This is a genomic window from Pseudaeromonas sp. HNCC25DJ180, assembly GCF_055413345.1.
In genome coordinates this window covers 1-20167 of sequence record NZ_JBVAYF010000002.1, presented here as the reverse complement: position 1 = coordinate 20167, position 20167 = coordinate 1, and the positions used below count along the sequence as shown (strand labels likewise).

The window sequence follows — 20167 nt, the reverse complement described above, 5'->3', positions numbered from 1 at the left end:
CCCCCCTGAGCTGGGGGGGGAGCAAAGAGCAGGACGCACTGGGCATTACATCGGGAAACAGCCCCGACTATTTATCGTTAACCTTCAGATCACCGTAGTAGGGATAGTCATAGCTGTTAACTATCTCCTTGATGCCTAAATTGTTTTTCGCAGCCCACGCCAGGTTCTGCCACTGGATCGGCAGCACGGCTGCATCCTCGGAGAGCAACTTCTCGATCTGTTGCAACTGAGCAGTACGTTTGGCCACATCCACTTCGGCATTGGAGGCATCGATCAACTTGTCCACTTCCGGATTGGAGTAGCTACCGCAGTTGTACTGACCCTTACCTGTCTTGTCATTGCGGGTTTGCAACAGGTACTCGAAGTAGTTGCCAGAATCCTGGGTATCTGACTGCCAGCCGATGAGCTGCATGCCACTGGCGCACTTATCGAACTCAGGCCAGTACTGGGCCTTCGGCATGGTCTTCAGCTCCACCTTGATATTGATCTTGGAGAGCATGGCGGCCACGGCCTGGGAGATCTTGGCATCGTTGATGTAACGGTTGTTGGTGGCGATCATGGTGACCTTGAAGCCCTTCTCGAAACCGGCTTCCTTCATCAGCTGCTTGGCCTTCTCCAGATCATAGCTAGGCTTCAGATCGGCCACATGGCCCAGGTAACCAATCGGGCTCAGTTGCCCCGCTGGTGTGGCAAAACCCTTCATGATCTTGTCGACAATCCCCTGCTGGTTCACCGCATAGTTCACCGCTTGACGCACGCGCTTGTCGGCAAAGGCCGGTTGCACCTTCTGGTTCATCTCAAACAACACAATCCGGGTGCTAGGCTCGGTCACCAGTTGGATGTCAGCCGCCTTCTTGACGCGATCCTGATCGTTGGGAGCCACCGGAGAGATCATGTCCACATCGCCGGAGAGCAGAGCCGCGACGCGGGTCGCATCTTCCTTGATGGGCACCAGCTTGAACTTCTCGACGTTACCAGGAGACTTCTTGTCCCAGTAATCGGCATTGCGTTCCAGCTCCAGTTTGACACCCTGCTCACGGGTCACCAGTTTGAAGGGGCCGGTGCCGGAGACGTGGGTGGCCGCATAGGTGCCAGCGGCCTTGACGATTTCGGCCTTATCCTTGCCATCCTCTGTCTTGCCGGTATAGAACTTGGAGTCCATGGGGAAGATATAGGTAGCGTTTTGCAGGGCCAGCGGATAGGGCACCTTGGCCACCAGATCGACGGTATAGTCGTCGACCTTCTTCACCCCTTCATACACCTCAAACAGCCCCTTGTAGTCTTCAGACTTCAGGATGCGGTTATAGGTCCAGACCACGTCATCGGCGGTGAAGGGGTTACCAGAGTGGAACTTGACCCCCTTGCGCAGGTGGAAACGGACCGTCTTGGGATCCAGCTGTTCCCACGTTTCGGCGAGACGCCCTTCAAACTTCATATCCTTGGTCAGTCGGACCAAGGGATCGAACGACATGTGCGCGTATTGCAAAATGCCGCCCGAGAGTTGCTCGTAGATATCCAGTGATTCAGGGTCAGCATCCAGGGCGACCGTGATATTGGCGGCGGCCAGGTTGAAGCTTAAGCCGGCAGCAAACAGCGCGGCTGCGATCTTGGTAAATCCGTTCTTCATTGCTTACTCCGTGTTGCTGTGGTGGTTTCTTGATTAGGGTGGTTAACCGTTTTAACCGGCGATCTGCAGACCATCTCGGCTCATCCCCTTGAATTCCGGCATCAAGGAGATCAATTTACGACTGTAGTCATGTTGGGGGGCGGTAAAGAGTTGCTCGGTGGGCGCCACTTCCAGCAGGGCCCCCTTCTGCATCACCCCGATGCGATCGCACATCTGGCGGATCACCGGCAAGTCATGGCTGATAAAGAGCATAGTCAGTTGCAGCTCATCCTGCAGATCCTTCAACAGATTCAGGATCTGGGCCTGCACCGAGACATCCAGCGCCGAGGTGGGTTCATCGCAGATGAGTAGCCGTGGCCGGGTGGCCAGGGCGCGAGCGATGGAGATCCGCTGGCGTTGGCCGCCCGAGAATTCATGGGGATACTTGAGGCCTGCCAGACGACCCAGCCCCACATGATCCAGCAGATCGGCGACTATCTGCTCGATCTGCCGCTCATTTTCCGCCAAGCGGTGAAAGCGAATGGGCTCGGCAATGATCTCCGCCACCTTCATGCGCGGATTCATGGAGGAGTAGGGATTCTGAAACACCATCTGCATCTGACGACGCAGGGGGCGACGCTCCTTCTCGCTCTTGAGCGCGGTCAGATCTATCCCTTCGAAGACAATCTTGCCCTCATTGGGGGGATAGAGGCCGGCGATCACCCGGGCTATGGTCGATTTGCCGGAACCCGACTCGCCTACCAGACCGAAGGTCTCCCCCTCCTGGATCTCGAAGCTCACATGGCTGTTGGCCTGCACATACTGGCGACGGGAGTCGAAAAACGAGTCTTTGGTGATGAAACGCAGGCTCACATCTTCCACCCGCAGCAGGGCACCCTGGTAGTCGCGCTGGCTCATGGCCTGCCCCAGCCAGTGATTCTTCAGATCCAGCGGCTTACTCTCACCGGCATCCTCGATGTAGCTGACCAGAGGAAAGCGCACCAACTTGATATCGGAGCGCGGCACGGCAGCGATCAGGCTCTGGGTATAGGGATGTTCCGGCTGGCCCAGCACCTGGGCGGTGGGGCCTATCTCCATCAACTCGCCGCGGTACATGACGGCCACTCGGTCGGTGACATTGGAGACCACCCCCATGTCGTGGGTCACCAGCATGCAGCCAACCTGGCGCTCCTTACAGAGCGCCTTGATAAGCTCCAGTATCTGATCCTGGATGGAGACATCCAGCGCCGTGGTCGGCTCGTCGGCAATGATGAATTCGGGGTCGCCAGAGAGGGCGATGGCAATAACGACCCGCTGACGCATGCCACCGGAGAACTGATGCGGGTACTGTTTGATGCGGATCTCCGGCTGGGGGATCCCCACCGAAGTCAGCAGTTCGATGGCGCGTTGGTAAGCCGCCGCCCCCCGCAACTCTGTGTTGGCCTCGATGGTTTCCACCAGCTGACGCTCGACGGTGAAGAGCGGGTTCAGCGAAGTCATCGGATCCTGAAAGATAAAGCCGATATGGGCGCCACGCACCTTGCGCATCTCTTGTGGGCTCAGGCCGGAGATCTGTTTTCCGTTGAGAAAGACATCGCCCCGGGCAATACGGCCTGGCGGGCTCAACAGATCTATGATGGCATTGCCAATGGTGGACTTACCGGCACCGGACTCCCCCACGACCCCCAGTATCTCCCCCTTCTCTATGGTAAAGGAGAGATCCTTGACCGCCGCCATGACGCCACGACGGGAGGGGTATTCGATCCGCAGGTTCCTGACTTCAAGCAAGGACATGACTCAACCTCGGCAGGGCGTTGGCCCTTTGCTGTTTTACTTCCTATTTATACCTTGGGATTGGCATTCCAAAGGCGGTTTATGCTGTTTTTTGGCAATCAAACCAGACTAAGTTACTTCGTTTATTCTGCTGTGTAAATCGTAATTCCGCGGATACATATGCAGTTAATCGCTATAAGCCAGGCTGTTTTCAGTTTTTTATTTTGCATAAATGATCAAATTCAACATCATAAGCAGGCTTGTTATCAACTACGCCATCATATCTATTGGTGTGACCAGTTGCTAACAGCCATTTTCCCTGTTTTAGCAAAAAGACTCGAACAGGCACAAATCGCCACTTATGCGTCAGAATTGAATACTACTGCTATTTTGCTTGGCAAAAGTGGGAACTAACCGAGATAACGGCTAGTCCCTACCTAACAGCTTGATTAGAGCGGAAGCACGAAATGTGCCAGAAGTTGCAGGCAAAACCAGGCGAAGATCCCGGCGACGATATCATCCAGCATGATACCCAGACCGCCGCTGACCTGGCGGTCAAACCAGCGAATAGGCCAGGGCTTGAGAATATCAAACAGGCGAAACAGCAGAAAACCGGTGAGGATCCAACCCCAACCGCTAGGTGCCGCCAGCATGGTGATGCCAAAGCCCATGAACTCGTCCCAGACTATGCCACCATGATCTTCTACCCCTATGGCCTGAGTCGCCGACTGGCAGATCCAGACCCCGGCGATCGAACCAACGACCAGCAGGGAGCCGTAGGCCCAGAGCGGCCAGTGCATCACCAGCAGGTAGAAGGGCACGGCCGCCAGGGTACCCAGAGTGCCAGGGGCCCAAGGCGAGAGGCCCGAGCCAAACCCCACGGCCATCCAGTGCAAGGGGTTACGCCAGGAGAGGCGTTTAAGTTCGGGTTTAATCATATTTGCTCCTTGAATTTCATCATGTTAGCTACTGGAAGTGGTCCCAACCCTGCAGAATGAGACTATGTGCTAGCCCCTGCTGCAGCCACTGGATAACCGGCTCGCCCGCCACCACTCGACCAACCTCGGTCACACTCACCCCAGTGCCAAGCAGAGCCGTGGCCAAGGCAGCGCGATGCGCTTCTGGCAGGGTGAAGCAGAGTTCATAATCATCGCCACCGGCCAGAGCCAACTGCCAGGCCAGCTCACTGGGCAAGGCCGCCAGCGCCGGTGATAACGGCAGTTGGGTCAGCTCCACCTGGGCACTGACGCCTGAGGCACGCAGTAGGTGGCCCAGATCCGAGGCCAGGCCATCGGAGAGATCCAGGCAGCTACTGGCCAGGCCACGCAACGCCATACCCGCCAGGATGCGCGGCTCCGGTTGCTCCAGGCGGTCACGCAGGGCTGGCCACCATGGGCTGGCTACCTGAGCCTTGCCCAGTAACTGCTGCAGCGCCAGGGCACCATCGCCCAAGGTCCCGGTCACAAAGAGCGCATCCCCCAGCTGGGCCCCACTTCGGCGCAACACGCCCTGCTCGGGCACAAGCCCCTGGATAGTGACCGTGATGGAGAGCGGCCCGCGAGTCATGTCCCCCCCCACCAGCTCCACATTATAGAAGTCGGCCAGGGCGAGGAAACCACGGGCAAAACCCTCCAGCCAAACCTCATCCACCGCAGGCAGGGTCAGCGCCAACGAGGCCCAGCGCGGCTCGGCCCCCATGGCCGCCAGATCGGAGAGATTGACCGCCAGCGCCTTGTGACCCAGTTTGACCGGGTCCATGTCGGCAAAGAAGTGCACCCCGCAGACCAGGGTATCGGTACTCACCGCCAGCAGGCTCTCTGCCGGCACACTCAGCAGGGCACAATCATCCCCCGAGCCTAGCACCACATCCTTGCGGCGTACCGGTCGCTGAAAATAGCGCCGGATCAGGTCAAACTCCCCCATCTACTACCTCGATCCATTTCAAAGCCAAAGAAAAAGCCAGCTTACGCTGGCTCTATGCAATCAGAACGAAACCGGCGTTACTTGCCCAGCCCCCGCTCCTTGATCAGCTTGTCGAGTACACCGTTGACAAACTTATGGCTGTCTTCGGCGGCGAAGGCCTTAGCCAGCTCGATCCCTTCGTTGATGACCACACGGTAGGGAACATCCTGGCGGAACAGCAGCTCGAAGGTAGCCAGACGCAGAATAGCCTTATCCACCAGATCCAGATCCTCCAGCTTGCGCGAGAGGAAGGGGGAGAAGGCAGAGTCCAGCTTGTTGACGTTGCCAGCCACGCCGAACAACAGCTCACGGAAGTAGCCCAGATCGACGCCCTTCATGTCCTGATCCAGCTTGAACTGCTCTTCGATATCAGCCACGTTGTCCTGGGTCATCTGCCACTGGTAGATGGCCTGGACGGCAAAATGGCGGGCCTTGCGGCGTTCAGACGGTTTCAATCTCTTACTCCTTTCAAACGCCCAGATTCTTCAGGACGTTGATCATTTCCAGCGCACTGAGTGCCGCTTCGGCACCCTTATTACCCGCCTTGGTACCCGCACGCTGAATCGCTTGTTCAACATTATCAGTAGTCAACACACCAAAGGCGACCGGGATTTCATATTCCAGCATGACCTGAGCCATGCCCTTGCTGTTCTCATTGGCCACCAGCTCGAAGTGGTAGGTATCGCCACGGATCACGCAACCGAGCGCGACTATGGCATCAAAGCCACCACTCTTGGCCAGCTTTTTCACCACCAAGGGAATTTCTACGGCACCGGGCACCCGCACCAGGGTGATTTGATCGTCCGGCACCAGACCTTGACGCTTCAACACGTCCAGGGCCCCATCGACCAGATTCTCGTTGATGAAGCTGTTGAAACGAGCCACGACTATGGCAACGCGCGCCTCGGGGGCGGCAATGTTTCCTTCGATAACCTTCATGGGAAATCCTTTCTACGCTATGGGGTGAAATTTTAAGGGGCGAAAAGTGGGCGTATTCTAGCACAACCGGGCTGTGACAAAAGCCCGGTTCCGCAGCACTGCGCCTTGACGGCGGACAAATGGCCGCCCCACAGCTTAATCCGCCAGGTACTCCACCACTTCCAGACCGAAACCGGAGAGCGAGTGGTAGCGCTTCTGACCACTGAGCAGACGCATCTTGCGCACCCCCAGGGACTTGAGGATCTGGGAACCGACCCCCACCCGACGCGAGGCCTCCTGGCGCTTGTTCTGCACCTGACGCTCACCGCTATCCTCGGCTGCAAACTGCTGGATGCGGGCCAACAGTTCGGCCTGCCCTTCGTTGCCCAGGATAACCAAGACGCCCCCTTCGGCACCAATGCGCGCCATGGCCTCGTGGATGGGCCAGCTGCGCGGGGCATGACGATCGGTGAGCAACACATCGCTGAAGTAGTCATGCAGATGGACCCGCACCAAGGGTGCCGCATCGCCGCCCAGTTCGCCCTTGCACAGGGCAAAGTGCAGCTGGTTGTCTATGGTGTCGCGGAAGGTGACCAGTTCAAACTCGCCATATTCGGTAGGCAGCTTGCACTGCGCCACCTTAACGACCGTGGTCTCGTGCTGGTTGCGGTACTCGATGAGATCGGCAATGGTGCCCAGCTTGATGCCATGCTCGGCGGCAAACGTCTCCAGATCCGGACGGCGGGCCATGCTGCCATCTTCGTTCAGGATCTCGACGATCACGGCCGCCGGCTCCAGACCCGCCAGACGGGCCAGGTCGCAACCGGCCTCGGTGTGACCGGCGCGGGTCAAGACCCCGCCCTCCTGGGCCATCAGCGGAAAGATATGACCCGGCTGCACCACATCTTGGGCCAGGGCCTCTGGCGCGACCGCCGCTTGCACGGTGCGAGCGCGATCGGCGGCCGAGATGCCGGTGCTAACCCCCTCCGCCGCCTCGATACTGACGGTGAAGTTGGTGGAGAACTGGGCGCCGTTGTTGCCCACCATCAGCGGCAGGTTCAGGCGCTGGCAGCGGGCCTTGGTCAGGGTCAGGCAGATAAGACCCCGGCCGAAACGCGCCATGAAGTTGATATCTTCCGGGCGCACCATGGAGGCGGCCATGATGAGATCCCCTTCGTTCTCTCTATCTTCGTCATCCATCAGGATCACCATCTTGCCCTGACGAAACTCTTCAATAATCTCTGCGGTACTGCTCAATGCCATAGTTCTAATCCTTCTATTTCAGTACTCTGCTATTTCCGTACTCAGCGCAAAAAACCCTGTGCGGCCAGCATCGCCATGGTCACACCCGTGGCTGGGGCCACATCGGCAGCCTTGTCACCCAACACCAGGCGCTCCAGATAACGGGCGATCACATCCACTTCCAGATTGACCCGGCTCCCCACCTTCCACTCCCCAACTGTGGTCTCGCCACTGGTATGGGGCACTATGGTCAGGCGAAAACGCGCCCCTTCCACACTGTTCACCGTCAGGCTGATACCATCTACCGTGATGGAGCCCTTCTCGGCAATGTAACGGGCCAGCTCGCGGGGCGCCTCGACCCAATACTCCATGGCCCGGCCCAACGGCTTGATGGCCACTATCTTGCCCACGCCATCCACATGGCCGGAGACCAGATGGCCCCCCAGCCGACTGGTGGGCATCAGCGCCTTTTCCAGATTCAGTTTGCGTCCGGCCTGGTAGTCGGCAAAGCCGGTGCGGGCAATGGTCTCGCCAGAGACATCCGCCACATAGCCATCCCCCGTCAGTTGCACCACGGTCAGGCAGACACCATTGGTGGCGATCGAGTCACCCAATTTGACATCGTCCAGATCCAGCTTGCCGGTGCGTACCCGCACCGAGACATCCTGCCCCTTGGACTCCATGGCCACTAGCGTGCCCACGGCTTCAATAATTCCGGTAAACATGCTTACTCCTCCCCGACTCGGGGCTCTAGCGTCAGACGCAGATCGGCACCGATCTGCTGCACATCACGCAGGGTAAATTGCCAGGCCTGGGCCAGGGAGTCCAACGGTGGCAAGGCCAGCAAGCCTTGGGCTCCCTCACCCAACAACTTGGGCGCCAGGTAGAGGATGAGCTCATCCACCAAGCCCGCTGAGACCAGAGCCCCCGCCAACTGACGACCCGCCTCCACCCACAGCTCATTGACCCCACGGGCACCCAGCTCCATCAAGAGTGCATGCAGATCCAGCTTACCACTGGCGGCCAACGGCAGGCTCACCTGTTCCACCTGGCTGGGCCACCCCGCTTGGGGCTGTTGGCGCGCCAGCAGCACAGGCCCAGGTAGCGAGAAGAGCTGGGCGTCCGGTTGCAAGCGCTGGCGGGAATCCACCAGCACCCGTAGCGGCTGACGCAGGCTGGCTTCGGGATAGATAGCCTGGATCTCGGCTGGCAGTTGTGACCAGCGCACATTCAAGGCGGGATTGTCGGTGAGTACGGTATCGGCGCCACTCAAAATGGCACTGCTGCGCGCCCGCCAGACCTGCACATCGGCACGGGCGGCGGGGCCGGTGATCCACTGGCTCTGGCCATTGGCCAACGCCGTGCGCCCATCCAGGCTAGCGGCCAGCTTGACGCGCACCCAGGGCCGGCCGGTTTTCATGCGCTGAATGAAGCCGGGGTTGAGGGCTTGTGCCTCGGCCTCACGCAGACCCGACTCGACCGTGATGCCGGCCTCAGCGAGGAGACGCAAGCCGCGCCCCGCCACCAGAGGGTTAGGATCTGTCATGGCCGCCACCACCCGGCTGACCCCGGCCGCCAGCAGAGCCAGGGCACAGGGCGGAGTGCGGCCATGGTGGGAGCAGGGCTCCAGCGTCACATAGGCCGTGGCCCCTCGGGCCCGCTCACCGGCGGCGCGCAGGGCATGCACCTCGGCATGGGGCTCACCGGCCTGGCGATGCCACCCCTCGCCCACTATCTCTCCTGCGTTCACCAGCACACACCCCACGTTAGGGTTGGGGTGGGTAGTAAAACGCCCCAGAGCCGCCAGCTCCAGGGCCCGGCCCATATAATCATGATCCATGGCGCTGAACACTTATTTCTCCAGACGGGCGATCTCTTCGCCAAATTCGCGGATATCGGCAAAGCTGCGGTAAACCGAGGCGAAGCGGATGTAGGCTACCTTGTCCAGCACCTTCAACTCCTCCATCACCAGGTTGCCAATATACTTGGCATCCACTTCCCGCTCACCGGTGGCACGTAATTTGGACTCAATGCGGTTGAGGCTCTCCTCCACCGACTCCATGCTCACCGGACGTTTCTCCAGCGCGCGTTGGATACCTCCGCGCAACTTGTCTTCGTTGAAGGGCTCGCGGCTACCATTGCTCTTGATAACTCGCGGCATCACCAGCTCGGCGGTTTCAAAGGTGGTGAAGCGCTCATGGCAGAGTACGCATTCACGGCGCCGCCGCACTTGATGTCCTTCGGCCACCAGTCGGGAATCGATGACCTTGGTATCGTCGGCATTACAGAATGGGCAGTACATGCAGAGCTCCTGGCAGGACGGGCATCGAGGAAGTGTACCAGAGAGATCCTGACATGTTGAGCGAGCCGGTGGCTTTTCCAGCGAGCCCAGGGTTGGCTGACCCTAATAGCTGCTTCTGCGGCCGCTCACTCATTCATACGATATAACCAGAAACGTGCTAGTAAGCACATTTTTTATGGTCAATTGGCCTACGCTGAGACTGTCATAACTACACGGCATTAGGCGAAAAAAAGCACAAACGATCTTCATTACTTGCGCTAGATCACTTGTGCGCCCTGGGGTCGGACCAGTATCATGTCAACCATAAATTCTACCTATTGCGTTTTCATAAAAAGCCTGAGAGTCATGCGAGACATGTAACTCCATTTGTACTTTTTGATCCTGCAGTGTTCGGTACTTAACCATCTGGATTGAGGAGAGGAATCGTCATGCGACATGTCGCTGGTCTAACCCTAATTGAACTACTCGTTGCCGTCAGTGTGTTCGCCATCATGGCCACCACAGGCCTGCCTGCCATGGCCAGCTTCATCGCCTCCCAGCATCAGCTGGCCACCAAGGATGCCCTGTTAGAAGCCCTGCGCTCAGCCCGAGATGAGGCGCAACGCCGCAGCACCCCCATCCGCCTCTGTCCTACCGCTAACGGTACCAGCTGTGGCTCAAACTGGAACCAGGGCTGGTTGGTTTTCATCGACAAGAATAACGATGGTCAGTTCACTGCCCAGGATCAGCTGCTAAAGCAAAAGCTCAACAGCCAGGCTGCGGCCATCAGCACCACGGCCTCCTCACTGCTGTTCCGGGCCAACGGCATGACGGCTCAAACCCAATTCAATATCTGTACCGATAACAAGCAGGCCAATGCCTATCAGATCTCGGTGACCAGTACAGGGCGAGTATTTGCCCAGGAGAAGAGCGGTGTCTGCAGCTAACCTGGCCCGAGGCTCGGGTCTGATAGAAGTGCTGATCGCTCTGGTCATCATGTCGGTTGGCCTGCTGGGGTTGGCCAGTCTGCAGGTTTCCAGCATGCAGCGGCTGCAACAGGCCCGGCATCAGGAGGCGGTTACCGCCGCCCTGGATGACCTGTGTGGACGCATCTTAGCCAATGCCAGCCTGGCCAAGGATGGACTCTTTACCTTTACCAATCTGGCGAATGCCAGCGCGCCGAGCAAAGACAATAATTGCATCGCCAACAACAACTGTACGACCCAGCAGCAGGCGCTGAATGAGCTGGCTAGCTGGTATGCCCTGGCCACCACCAACATCCCAGCCCTGCGCTTTGCTATCAGCACAGCGTCTAGCGCCACCAGTGTCAGCGGCGCACGGGTCACCCTCAACCTGACCTGGGATGCCGAGCTAACGGGCAACGGCAGTGCAGAGTGCAGTGATGAGAGCCATCGCTGTGTCGAGAGTCAGCTATGGATCTTCTAATTCATCGTCAACCCCAAGCCCACACTGGCTTTAGCCTGGTGGAGCTGATGATAGCCCTGACCCTGGGGAGCCTGCTGGTACTCGGGCTCTACTCCATGCTCAGCTCTCAGCGTCTCACCTACAGCATGACCCAGGCCAATGGCAGCCTCACTGAGCGCACCCAGCGGGACAGCAACTTTATCAAATCCATGGTGAATCAGGCCGGATACATGGATTACACCTCCATGCGCGACAGCCTGCTGGGTAACACCCCATTCATAGCGTCAGGATCCTGGCTGAAGGGGCAGGTAGTGCGGGCCGACAATAATCTCACGACCGCAGGCTTCAAGAGTGGCAGTGATCGCCTGCAACTGCGTTTCCTGGGGGATGGCTCTTTAGTATTCAACTGCGCCGGTGGCACAGTACCGGCTCAGTCGCTGTGGAACGTCAGCCTCTATGTGGATGGTGACGAGCAACTGATCTGCGCCGATGCCAATGGTAATACTGTGCTGGATCAGGGGGTCGAAACCCTGCAGTTGCAATTTTCCAACCCGGCGGCCCCCTCCAGCCAACTACGCGCCGATCAGGTGAGCAGTGCTCTCTGGCTTACCATCAACCGTTTGAGTTACGGCCTGCTGCTGACTGAAGCGCAGACACCGACCACAGGCGTACTGAACGGGAGCAGTTATCAGATACTGGATCAGAGCGTAAGCAGTGCCAATGATTCGCAGCTACGCCAACCCCTTACCGAATCCCTGGTGCTACGCAATAACCGGAGTTGATATGCCCAAGTCACAAACTGGTCTCGTGCTCATCGCCTCCCTCTTGATGCTGCTCATCATCTCTCTGCTCGCCTTGGGGATTGGCGGATCGGCGCTGGAGGGGCAACGCCAAGCCAATCGTCACTACACCAAGGTGCTGGCCTACAACACAGCGGACTCCGCCCTGGCGGCAGCTGAGGCCGATCTCTGGAACCACCGTAAGGAATCCAGCTGGCTCACGGCCAGCACTAACATAACCGCCCTGGACAGCAGCCATAGTGGCAGTTGGTGGTTGAGCACCTGGAGCGGTCTGAGTGCGGTGCACACCCTGACAGGCTATACGCACGGCAATGGTATGTATCGCATAGAGAGGCGGCAGTTCATCCCCATCAACGCCTCGGCGGGGCAAAACCAAGGGGTAACCCTCTTTCGCATCACCAGCCGGGGGGAAGGTCCCGACTATGACAGCACCCTAGGGGGGGGGCTGAGCTTCATTCAATCACATTTTGCCCTCTTCACCACGGCTCAGAGTCAATCATGAAGAGACGAAACGGCGGTTTCACCCTGCTAGAGTTGATGATGACAGTCATAGTGGTGGCCATACTCGCCAGCATAGCCGTGCCCTCCTATATGCAACACATTCAGAGTGCCCGCCGTGAGGCGGCGAAGAAGAGTTTGCTGGAGTTGGCCCAACATCTGGAAGGTTACTACGCTAATCACATGAGCTACTCAGGTGCCACAGTACCGAGCAAATTGGCCAGCGAGCTGCCCTACTACCAGTTGCAGGTGAGTGGCGCCAGCGCCGGAGACTACACCTTGCTGGCCGTGCCCCTCTCGAGCGGCGCACAAGCCTCGGATAAGTGCGGCACCCTGAGCTTGAGTCATAACGGCACGCGAAGTGCCACCGGCACCCAGTGCTGGTAAGGAGAGAACCATGCGTTCGCAATATCTGCGCCTGATGTATATCACCCTGTTGCTCACGCTCTGGCCACAGAGCGCCCCCCAGGCTGCCCCCCTCGCCCTGAGTTCCGCGCCCCTGTTTCTCTCCCAGCAAACTATCCCCATGGTGATGCTGGTGATGTCCCGGGATGAGAGCCTCTACTATGAAGCCTACAACGACTACAGCAATCTGGATGGTGATGTTGCTGGCACAGTCGATGTCAACTATCTGCCCACTTACACCTATTACGGCTACTTCAATCCGACCACCTGCTATGCCTACAGCAGTGATGTGTTCGTGCCCAAACAGAGCTCCAGCACCCAGATCTGCAGTGGCTTCAGCGATGCCCGCTGGAGTGGTAACTACCTCAACTACCTGACGACCAGCCGCATCGATGCCCTGCGCAAGGTGCTGTACGGTGGCAAGCGCTCCACCGACAGCGCCGGCACCACCATACTCGAACGCAGCTATATCCCGCTGGATGCCCATAGTTGGGGTAAGAGCTTCGAGAGCGAAGCCAAACAGGGGTTCAAGGTAAGCGACTACACCCCTTATGACGAACCCGCCAGTGGCAAGAAGCTCTTCTTTGCCAACACCACCACCAGTAAGAGTAACGAAGCCTGCCCGGATTCCTGCCCCCCCCTGCTGGAGGTAGCCACAGTCGCCAGCAGCCACTATATCTGGGACTGGGTGAGCAAGGAGCGTCCCGTAGCGGGCGATGAGATTGGCGTACTCAATGAAACCAACCATACCTACACCAATGTCACCCTGAACCCTTTGCCCACCAAATTAGTGGTGCGGGTCAAGGTGTGCGACAACAGCAGTGACGGCCCCGGCGTTGAAGATAACTGTGTGGCCTATGGCAGCACAGGTTACAAGCCCGAAGGCATGCTGCAAAAGTACATGAACAAGATGAAGTTTGGTCTGCTCAGCGGCAGTTATGACAAAAACACCAGCGGCGGCATGCTGCGCCGCGCCATCAGCACCATAACCGATGAGGTGAGCTCAACAGACGGCACCTTTACTTCAGTCAACGGCATCATATCCACCATTAATAAGCTGAAGATCATCGGCTTTAGTTACAAAGCCGGTGAACGCAACTACACGGATAACTGCGGCTGGCAGGCTGCCACCCTGAGTGACGGCGTCTGCAGTAACTGGGGGAATCCGGTGGGCGAGATGCTGTTTGAAGCCATGCGTTACTTTGCCGGGGCAACCGCCAGTTCAGGCAGCTATGACTACGGTAGTGGCAATAATACCCGGGATGCCAAACTGGGGTTACCGAGAGTCAACAGCTGGACCAACCCCTTTGGCAGTGCTAACTGGTGTGCCAAACCGATCAATCTGGTGATCAGTGACCTCAACCCCTCCTTCGATTCCAACAACCTGCCGGGCGCCCACGTCTACCCCGACGCCGTGGCCCCCAGCTATGCCGACGCAGTGCCAACCAGCCTCAGCGGCTTCAGCGCCGAGAGCGCCACCAACCTTATCTCCACCAAGGAGCAGATCAGCGGCAACTACTTCATCGGCCAGACCGGCAGCCAAAATAACGTGGATACCGGTGTACCGACCGCCAAGAGTATCTCCGGCTTTGGGGTGATCCGTGGCCTCCCTGAGCGAGCAAGCCACCAGGGGAGCTACCACTCGGCCGGAGTGGCCTACTATGGTCGAACCCACGATCTGCAAAGTACGGTAGCGGGTGAACAGAAGGCCAATACCATGGTCATCGGCCTCTCCACCCCCCTGCCCCAGATCAAGATCAAGGTCGGCGATGCCACTGTCACCCTCTTCCCCTTCGCCCGCTCGGTGCAGGGCTACGGCAACGGTTTCATCCCCAACGATGCCATAGTGGACTTCTATGTGGAGTCACTGGACGAGAGCAGCGGCTCCTTCCTCATCAACTTCGAAGACAGTGAACAGGGTGCCGATTATGATATGGATGCCCTGGCCCGTTATCGCTATGCGGTCATAGATGATGGCAACGGTGGCCAGCAACTGAGGATCACGGTCGAATCTGTCTACGCCGGTGGCACCTCGGAGCAGCATATTGGCTATGTGATCTCGGGCACCACGGCCGATGGCACCTATCTAGAGGTAATGGATAGAGATGGCACGACCTTGAGTGGCACCCCTACCGATGCCAGTAAGGCGCGCTACCTGCTGGATACCGTCACCGCCACCGATCCCCCCTACCCCAACAATGCCCGCAACTCGCGAACCAATGCCAGTGACTACAACAGTTGCACCAAGGCAAACTGTAAGGATGCCCTGACCCGTGACAGCCAGACCCGCATCTTCAGTGTGGCCAGCAATGCCACGGCGGCCGGATTCCTGAAGTCCCCCCTCTGGTATGCCGCCAAATACGGCTATTTCAACGACAAGAATAATAATGGCGTACCCGACAGTGGCGAGTGGGACAGCAAGGTGAGCGGCCAACCCGACGGCTACTTCCCGGTCACCAATCCGGGGCAACTGCAAGAGCAGCTGCAGAAAGCCTTCAATCAAATTGATAGCGACACCAAGGCTGCCAGCCCGGTGGCACTGGACGCCGCCGCCATCAGCTCGGTGGGCTACCTGTATAAGGCCAATTTTGAGGCCCAACGCTGGAGTGGTGAGTTAGGCGGCTACCAGATCAACGGCTCAGGCGTGGTTGCCACCACGCCCAGCTGGCAGGCCAGCAGCAAGCTGACCCAGCAGGGCAGCAGCGGCCGGCTCATCTTCAGCCGCAATCCCACCTCGGGTAAGCCGGTCCCCTTCACCTTCACCGCCAACACTCTCAATGGTGAGGAGAATGGACTCAGTGCCAGTCAGCTGACCGCCCTGTTGAGCAACACCAGTTACAGCAATGGCTCTACCGCCAGCAAGCTAGCCTATCTCAAGGCGCTGGTGGCCTACCTGCGCGGCGATCGCAGCCAAGAAGGGACTGGCTACAAGTTCCGCGAACGGCTCAACCTGCTGGGAGATATTGTCCATTCGGCGCCCACCTATGGCGTCTCCCAAGATAGCAGCCCCATCCCGTTCCTGCTGGTGGGGGCCAACGATGGCATGGTGCATCTATTCCAGGCTAGCGGCAGCGATGCGGGCAAGGAGTTGATGGCCTTCGTGCCCAGCCCCCTGTATGGCAAGTTGAACAAGCTGGCTAGTACCACCTATGCCCACGACTACTACGTGGATGGGGGCATCACGGTTGCGACCCTCAAGAAGAGTGATGGCAGCCTGGTCACCATGGCAGTGGGCGCCCTGGGCCAGGGCGGACAGGGAGTCTATGCGCTGGATCTGAGTACCCTAAACGGCCTCAGCCAGACCCAAGCCACGGCCGCCAGCCTGGTGAAGTGGGAGTTTACCGATAGCAACGATGCGGATCTGGGCTATGTGGCCGGCACCCCCACCATCAGCCAACTGCAGGATGGCACCTGGGTCGCCATCTTCGGCAATGGCTATAACAATACCGAGAGTGATGGCAGGGTCAGCACTACGGGCAATGGCGCCATTTATGTGGTGGATCTCTTCACCGGTAGCCTGCTCAAGAAACTGGAGACCAAGAAGGGCACCACAGCCGATCCGCTGGGCACGGCCTCTGCCCGCCCTAACGCCGTGATGCAGCCCGCATTGGCCGATGGTAACAGCGATGGCAAGGTGGACAACCTCTATGCCGGTGACCTGTTTGGCAATATGTGGCACTTCGATATCAGCAAGAGTGACCGTACTGAGTGGAAGTCCCCCATCGGCAGCCTCACAACCCCGGCTCCGCTGTTTAGTGCCAAGGGCAAGAGAGTGGGCGGTACCACTTGGATAGCTCAACCTATCAGCAGCACTCCCTCGGTGGGCATTCATCCCAAGGGCGGCATCCTGGTCTTCTTTGGCACGGGTAAATATCTGGAGGAGAGCGACAAGATCACCACGGATCAAGTCACCCAAACCTTCTACGCCCTGTGGGACAAGAGCGCGAACAGCAGCGCCATCAATAGCGATCGTAGCGAGCTACTGCAACAGCAGATACTGCGCGAAGATAGCAACCGCCGGGTGATCAGCAACAACACCATAGATTGGAGCAGCAAGAAGGGTTGGTATCTGGATCTGGTCAATACCGGGGTCAGCGCTAGCCAGAATAATCAGGGCGAACGGCAGATCACCAACAGTACCCTCTGGCTTAACAGCGTGCTCTTCACCACCCAGATCCCCAACTCCGACGCCTGCGCCGGGGGCGGGACGGGGTGGATCATGAAGTTGGATGCCGCCAGCGGCGCCGATCTCGATCCTCCTGCTACCCTGCCGGAGATAGGGGCCACCCTCTCCAGCAGCCAGCAAAACTATAAGGTGAATGGCCTGCCTTCGGCCCTCTCCACCGTGGTACTGGAACCCACCCCAGGTAGCCTGCAACGTCAGGACCTCTGTCAGACCAGCAATGGCGAGGTGTGCAACAGCGCGGCCAGCAGCCTGAAGATGGGGCGCTTAAGCTGGCAGGTGATCAACTAGCCATGAGTGGTGTAACGCCAGTTTCTTATACAGATCTTTGGCGTTGGATGGGATAGATGCCGAACGACGGCGCTGTTCCCGTTATGTGTTGGTGCTCGTGCGGCATCGGAAGACCTTACGCCGACACGCCGTTAATTCATCCAAGGCTCGAAGGCCTCATCCCTGAGGCCTTCGGTCGGCTTAAAGGTCATCCCGTCACCGCATCATTAAGTCATTAAGTCATTAAGTCATTAAGTCATTAAGTCCATATGGAACCTGTAGGTGCGAATAGCGTAGCGTATTCGTACGCATGAATAGCCAGGCGATATCCGTACGCATGGCGTCGCAGCCTTGATGGTCTCTACGCCACCGTTGGCTGGGGTTTGTTTTTCTCCCTCCCCCTTGCCCGAGAGGGCGCCGTTTGGCACCTGCCCGCTTGGGGCTGGCGTACGGCAGTGGCTCGCCATCGGTGACGGTAACAACCCCCTGGGGCCTAAGGTCGATTTAACGGTGATATCGTCACCGCATCCTTAAGTCATTAAGTCCATATGGAACCAGTAGGTGTGAATAGCGTAGCGTATTCGTACGCATGAATAGCCAGGCGATATCCGTACGCATGGCGTCGCAGCCTTGATGGTCTCTACGCCACCGTTGGCTGGGGTTTGTTTTTCTCCCTCCCCCTTGCCCGAGGGAGGCGCTGTTTGGCACCCGTCCGCTTGGGGCTGGCGTCCGGCAGTGGCTCGCCATCGGTGACGGTAACAACCCCCTGGGCCTAAGGTCGATTTAACGGTGATATCGTCACCGCATAAGATAGAGTGTCAACTCAAGTTGCGATTTCTATCAGGTCAAGGGCGTAGCGTCAGGCGACGCCTTCCATTACCATGCTTAAACACATGGATTGTGTGCTTTTATGCCACTGGATAGTGCTCCCCCCCCCAGTGCGGTAGCCTGCCTGTCATTTCTACTAAATAACCGATCCTAATTTTGCGACATCGACAAGCCAGCACACGCTGACACGCCGTAAACCCCTCCCTGGGCTGTCTCTTATACACAACACCCATCGCGTTAATGAGAAATCCAGGGAAGCTGAGGCTCCCTCCCCTTTTTTCAAGGGGAGGGTTGGGGTGGGGTTTGCTTTATAGCTTGTGAAACATCAAAAGCATCACCATCCCTGGCGCGGAGGGTCAGCTTAGTGCTACCCCGTCATTGTGATGGTTAAGCGGCTATTCGGAACCGCTAGTTAGCCTCATGCCACCTGCCCTACCCTGCGTTTTATTAGAGATCGGATAAGGGACTGCGCACGCCACTGGCTCCCTGCTGCAACACATGGGTGTAGATCTGGGTTGTCCGCACATCACTGTGGCCTAACTGCTCCTGCACTGTGCGAATGTCAGCGCCACGCGCCAGTAGATGGGTGGCAAAGGAGTGACGCAGGGTATGGCAACTGACGGGTTTGTGGATAGCTAACTGCCGAGCCGCCAGCCGTACTGCTTTTTGTACCGTAGAAGGGTCCAGGTGATGGCGGCGGATCAGGCCGTCAGCCGGGTCGGCACTGAGCCGGGTCGGCACTGAGCCGGGTGGCAGGAAAGAGGTAGTGCCAGCCTACGCCTCGTATGATGTTCTTGTTCATCAGCTCGCAGATTTGCGTTCCGGCTTCCTTCAGACTGCTCCTCGCGGATTAGCCCTTGCCATTCGCTAGTAGTTAGCCTCAGCCAAAGTGCCGAGGGTGATCTTCCTACAGGGGACTTTCACCCCATCAGTTCATGCCCATGCTGGGCGTACACAACTATATCAACCGGACGCTTTGACGCTTGCCGGTCTTTTTTGGTGTCAAGAGGCGCCGGTTATATAAACGTTCGGTGGCCTGTATTCTTAGTTAAATAGACGGTATCTTTATAAGGGACAGAAAAATATGAACGAAATCGAAAAGAAAGGCATCGAAAGATTAAAGCAATGGCTTACATCGAACAACAGGAACTATAAAGTTAGTGATAACAAAACATTCGATTTAATTGTTGACGAAAAATATGCCGAAGTAAAAACAAAAGGGAAACCATTTAGCGAACTTGACTTCATATCTTTTACATCAAATCAGCAAAAACAAATTGAGGAATCATCCTTTAAAATATTTTTAGTTTGTAATGTTTCAGGAGAAAAATCTGAAATATTCGAAATAGATTCTAGTGAACTTTTAACAAAATCACCAAATGAGATTAAGTCATACGAATATTCTAAGAAAATATTTCAATCAATTTTAAAAGCATCATCAGAAATAAATATTGAACGCGATGTATATAAAAAGGAAGCTATTCAAAACGATTGTGATAATGTAATAGCCTATATTAGGGAACCCAATGTTAACCAGGAAATTGGATTTTCAAAAAAGCAAAATACAGAGAGACGGCTTGATTTGCTTCCAGAGGATGGAAATGAAATAATAATTGTTTTTCCTGATTTTTCATTATTTTCAATTTTTAAAATTAATGGAAGCACAATTTATGTTCAAAGCCCAAAATATTTAATCGATAATGATCAAAATAAATTTAAAATAACATACAAATCATTATGGGGGAAATTAGGTTTCAATAGCGGTGACAAATTAGTTTTGAAAGTAATATTAAATAAGAGAAAATATGAATATATCGGAAAAAAATCATAAGGCCACCGAATCGGGTAGCCGGGGGTTTCTAGCCCCCAGCCCCCACAACACCCTGCGTGCGGGTCCGCACAGGGCGTTTCACTTAGAATGGTGAAGCCGTATCCAACCATCGCGCAGCGCAAACAATCCTTGGGATTTCAGATAC

Annotated in this window: 19 protein-coding genes; 8 read left to right on the top strand and 11 right to left on the bottom strand. The window is 57.0% G+C overall.

From position 1 onward, the window contains the following. Window positions 1-67 precede the first annotated feature (67 nt). Window positions 68-1627, bottom strand: coding sequence for an ABC transporter substrate-binding protein (locus tag ACZYTD_RS02010; RefSeq protein WP_463888528.1), 1560 nt, complete (start codon window positions 1625-1627; stop codon window positions 68-70). A gap of 51 nt (window positions 1628-1678) precedes the next feature. After that, entirely contained in the window at window positions 1679-3400 is a 1722-nt protein-coding gene (locus ACZYTD_RS02005) for an ABC transporter ATP-binding protein (protein ID WP_463888526.1), read from the bottom strand. A 159-nt stretch (window positions 3401-3559) separates the two neighbouring features. Between ACZYTD_RS02005 and ACZYTD_RS02000 the strand changes: the two genes are divergently transcribed. Further along, window positions 3560-3793, top strand: coding sequence for a hypothetical protein (locus ACZYTD_RS02000; protein WP_463888523.1), 234 nt, complete (start codon window positions 3560-3562; stop codon window positions 3791-3793). 35 nt (window positions 3794-3828) lie between these two features. Here ACZYTD_RS02000 and ACZYTD_RS01995 read toward each other — a convergent pair whose 3' ends face one another. The 8 genes from ACZYTD_RS01995 to nrdR all read right to left on the bottom strand — a co-directional run bounded on the left by ACZYTD_RS01995 (window position 3829) and on the right by nrdR (window position 9803). Continuing rightward, the gene (locus ACZYTD_RS01995; protein ID WP_463888520.1) at window positions 3829-4317 is read right to left on the bottom strand and encodes a phosphatidylglycerophosphatase A family protein; all 489 of its coding nucleotides are present in this window, start codon (window positions 4315-4317) and stop codon (window positions 3829-3831) included. A gap of 28 nt (window positions 4318-4345) precedes the next feature. Then, window positions 4346-5302: a thiamine-phosphate kinase gene (gene thiL, locus ACZYTD_RS01990; RefSeq protein WP_463888517.1), complete on the bottom strand. Its 957-nt coding sequence runs from the start codon at window positions 5300-5302 to the stop codon at window positions 4346-4348. Window positions 5303-5379: 77 nt separating this feature from the next. Beyond that, complete coding sequence (gene nusB, locus ACZYTD_RS01985) at window positions 5380-5796, bottom strand: transcription antitermination factor NusB (RefSeq protein WP_463888515.1); 417 nt, start codon at window positions 5794-5796, stop codon at window positions 5380-5382. A gap of 13 nt (window positions 5797-5809) precedes the next feature. After that, window positions 5810-6280 carry a 6,7-dimethyl-8-ribityllumazine synthase gene (gene ribH, locus ACZYTD_RS01980; RefSeq protein ID WP_463888512.1) on the bottom strand — a complete coding sequence of 157 codons (471 nt, stop codon included), beginning with the start codon at window positions 6278-6280 and terminating at the stop codon, window positions 5810-5812. 135 nt (window positions 6281-6415) lie between these two features. After that, window positions 6416-7522: a bifunctional 3,4-dihydroxy-2-butanone-4-phosphate synthase/GTP cyclohydrolase II gene (gene ribBA / locus ACZYTD_RS01975; RefSeq protein WP_463888510.1), complete on the bottom strand. Its 1107-nt coding sequence runs from the start codon at window positions 7520-7522 to the stop codon at window positions 6416-6418. Between the two features lie 41 nt (window positions 7523-7563). Continuing rightward, entirely contained in the window at window positions 7564-8226 is a 663-nt protein-coding gene (locus ACZYTD_RS01970; protein ID WP_463888509.1) for a riboflavin synthase, read from the bottom strand. A 2-nt stretch (window positions 8227-8228) separates the two neighbouring features. Then, on the bottom strand, window positions 8229-9353 hold the full coding sequence (gene ribD / locus ACZYTD_RS01965) for a bifunctional diaminohydroxyphosphoribosylaminopyrimidine deaminase/5-amino-6-(5-phosphoribosylamino)uracil reductase RibD (RefSeq protein ID WP_463888506.1): 1125 nt from the start codon (window positions 9351-9353) through the stop codon (window positions 8229-8231). Then, window positions 9354-9803 carry a transcriptional regulator NrdR gene (gene nrdR, locus ACZYTD_RS01960; protein WP_463888503.1) on the bottom strand — a complete coding sequence of 150 codons (450 nt, stop codon included), beginning with the start codon at window positions 9801-9803 and terminating at the stop codon, window positions 9354-9356. Window positions 9804-10231: 428 nt separating this feature from the next. On the opposite strand from nrdR, the gene ACZYTD_RS01955 reads away from it, so the two are divergent. The 6 genes from ACZYTD_RS01955 to ACZYTD_RS01930 are packed head-to-tail and all read left to right on the top strand — an operon-like array spanning window position 10232 to window position 17384. After that, a complete protein-coding gene (locus tag ACZYTD_RS01955; RefSeq protein WP_463888501.1) occupies window positions 10232-10729 on the top strand; it encodes a GspH/FimT family pseudopilin in 498 nt (165 codons plus the stop codon). Continuing rightward, complete coding sequence (pilV, locus tag ACZYTD_RS01950) at window positions 10716-11228, top strand: type IV pilus modification protein PilV (RefSeq protein ID WP_463888498.1); 513 nt, start codon at window positions 10716-10718, stop codon at window positions 11226-11228. The genes ACZYTD_RS01955 and pilV overlap by 14 nt, the downstream gene beginning before the upstream one ends. Continuing rightward, window positions 11216-11989 carry a PilW family protein gene (locus ACZYTD_RS01945; RefSeq protein ID WP_463888495.1) on the top strand — a complete coding sequence of 258 codons (774 nt, stop codon included), beginning with the start codon at window positions 11216-11218 and terminating at the stop codon, window positions 11987-11989. Before pilV ends, ACZYTD_RS01945 begins: the two co-directional genes overlap by 13 nt. Before the next feature lies 1 nt (window position 11990). Next, entirely contained in the window at window positions 11991-12509 is a 519-nt protein-coding gene (locus ACZYTD_RS01940) for a hypothetical protein (protein ID WP_463888492.1), read from the top strand. Continuing rightward, entirely contained in the window at window positions 12506-12892 is a 387-nt protein-coding gene (locus ACZYTD_RS01935; RefSeq protein ID WP_463888489.1) for a type IV pilin protein, read from the top strand. The genes ACZYTD_RS01940 and ACZYTD_RS01935 overlap by 4 nt, the downstream gene beginning before the upstream one ends. A gap of 10 nt (window positions 12893-12902) precedes the next feature. Beyond that, entirely contained in the window at window positions 12903-17384 is a 4482-nt protein-coding gene (locus tag ACZYTD_RS01930) for a pilus assembly protein (protein WP_463888486.1), read from the top strand. A 1254-nt stretch (window positions 17385-18638) separates the two neighbouring features. On the opposite strand, the gene ACZYTD_RS01925 is transcribed toward ACZYTD_RS01930, so the two are convergent. Next, complete coding sequence (locus tag ACZYTD_RS01925) at window positions 18639-18932, bottom strand: tyrosine-type recombinase/integrase (protein WP_463888484.1); 294 nt, start codon at window positions 18930-18932, stop codon at window positions 18639-18641. A gap of 343 nt (window positions 18933-19275) precedes the next feature. On the opposite strand from ACZYTD_RS01925, the gene ACZYTD_RS01920 reads away from it, so the two are divergent. After that, the gene (locus ACZYTD_RS01920; protein WP_463888481.1) at window positions 19276-20022 is read left to right on the top strand and encodes a hypothetical protein; all 747 of its coding nucleotides are present in this window, start codon (window positions 19276-19278) and stop codon (window positions 20020-20022) included. Window positions 20023-20167: the final 145 nt, after the last annotated feature.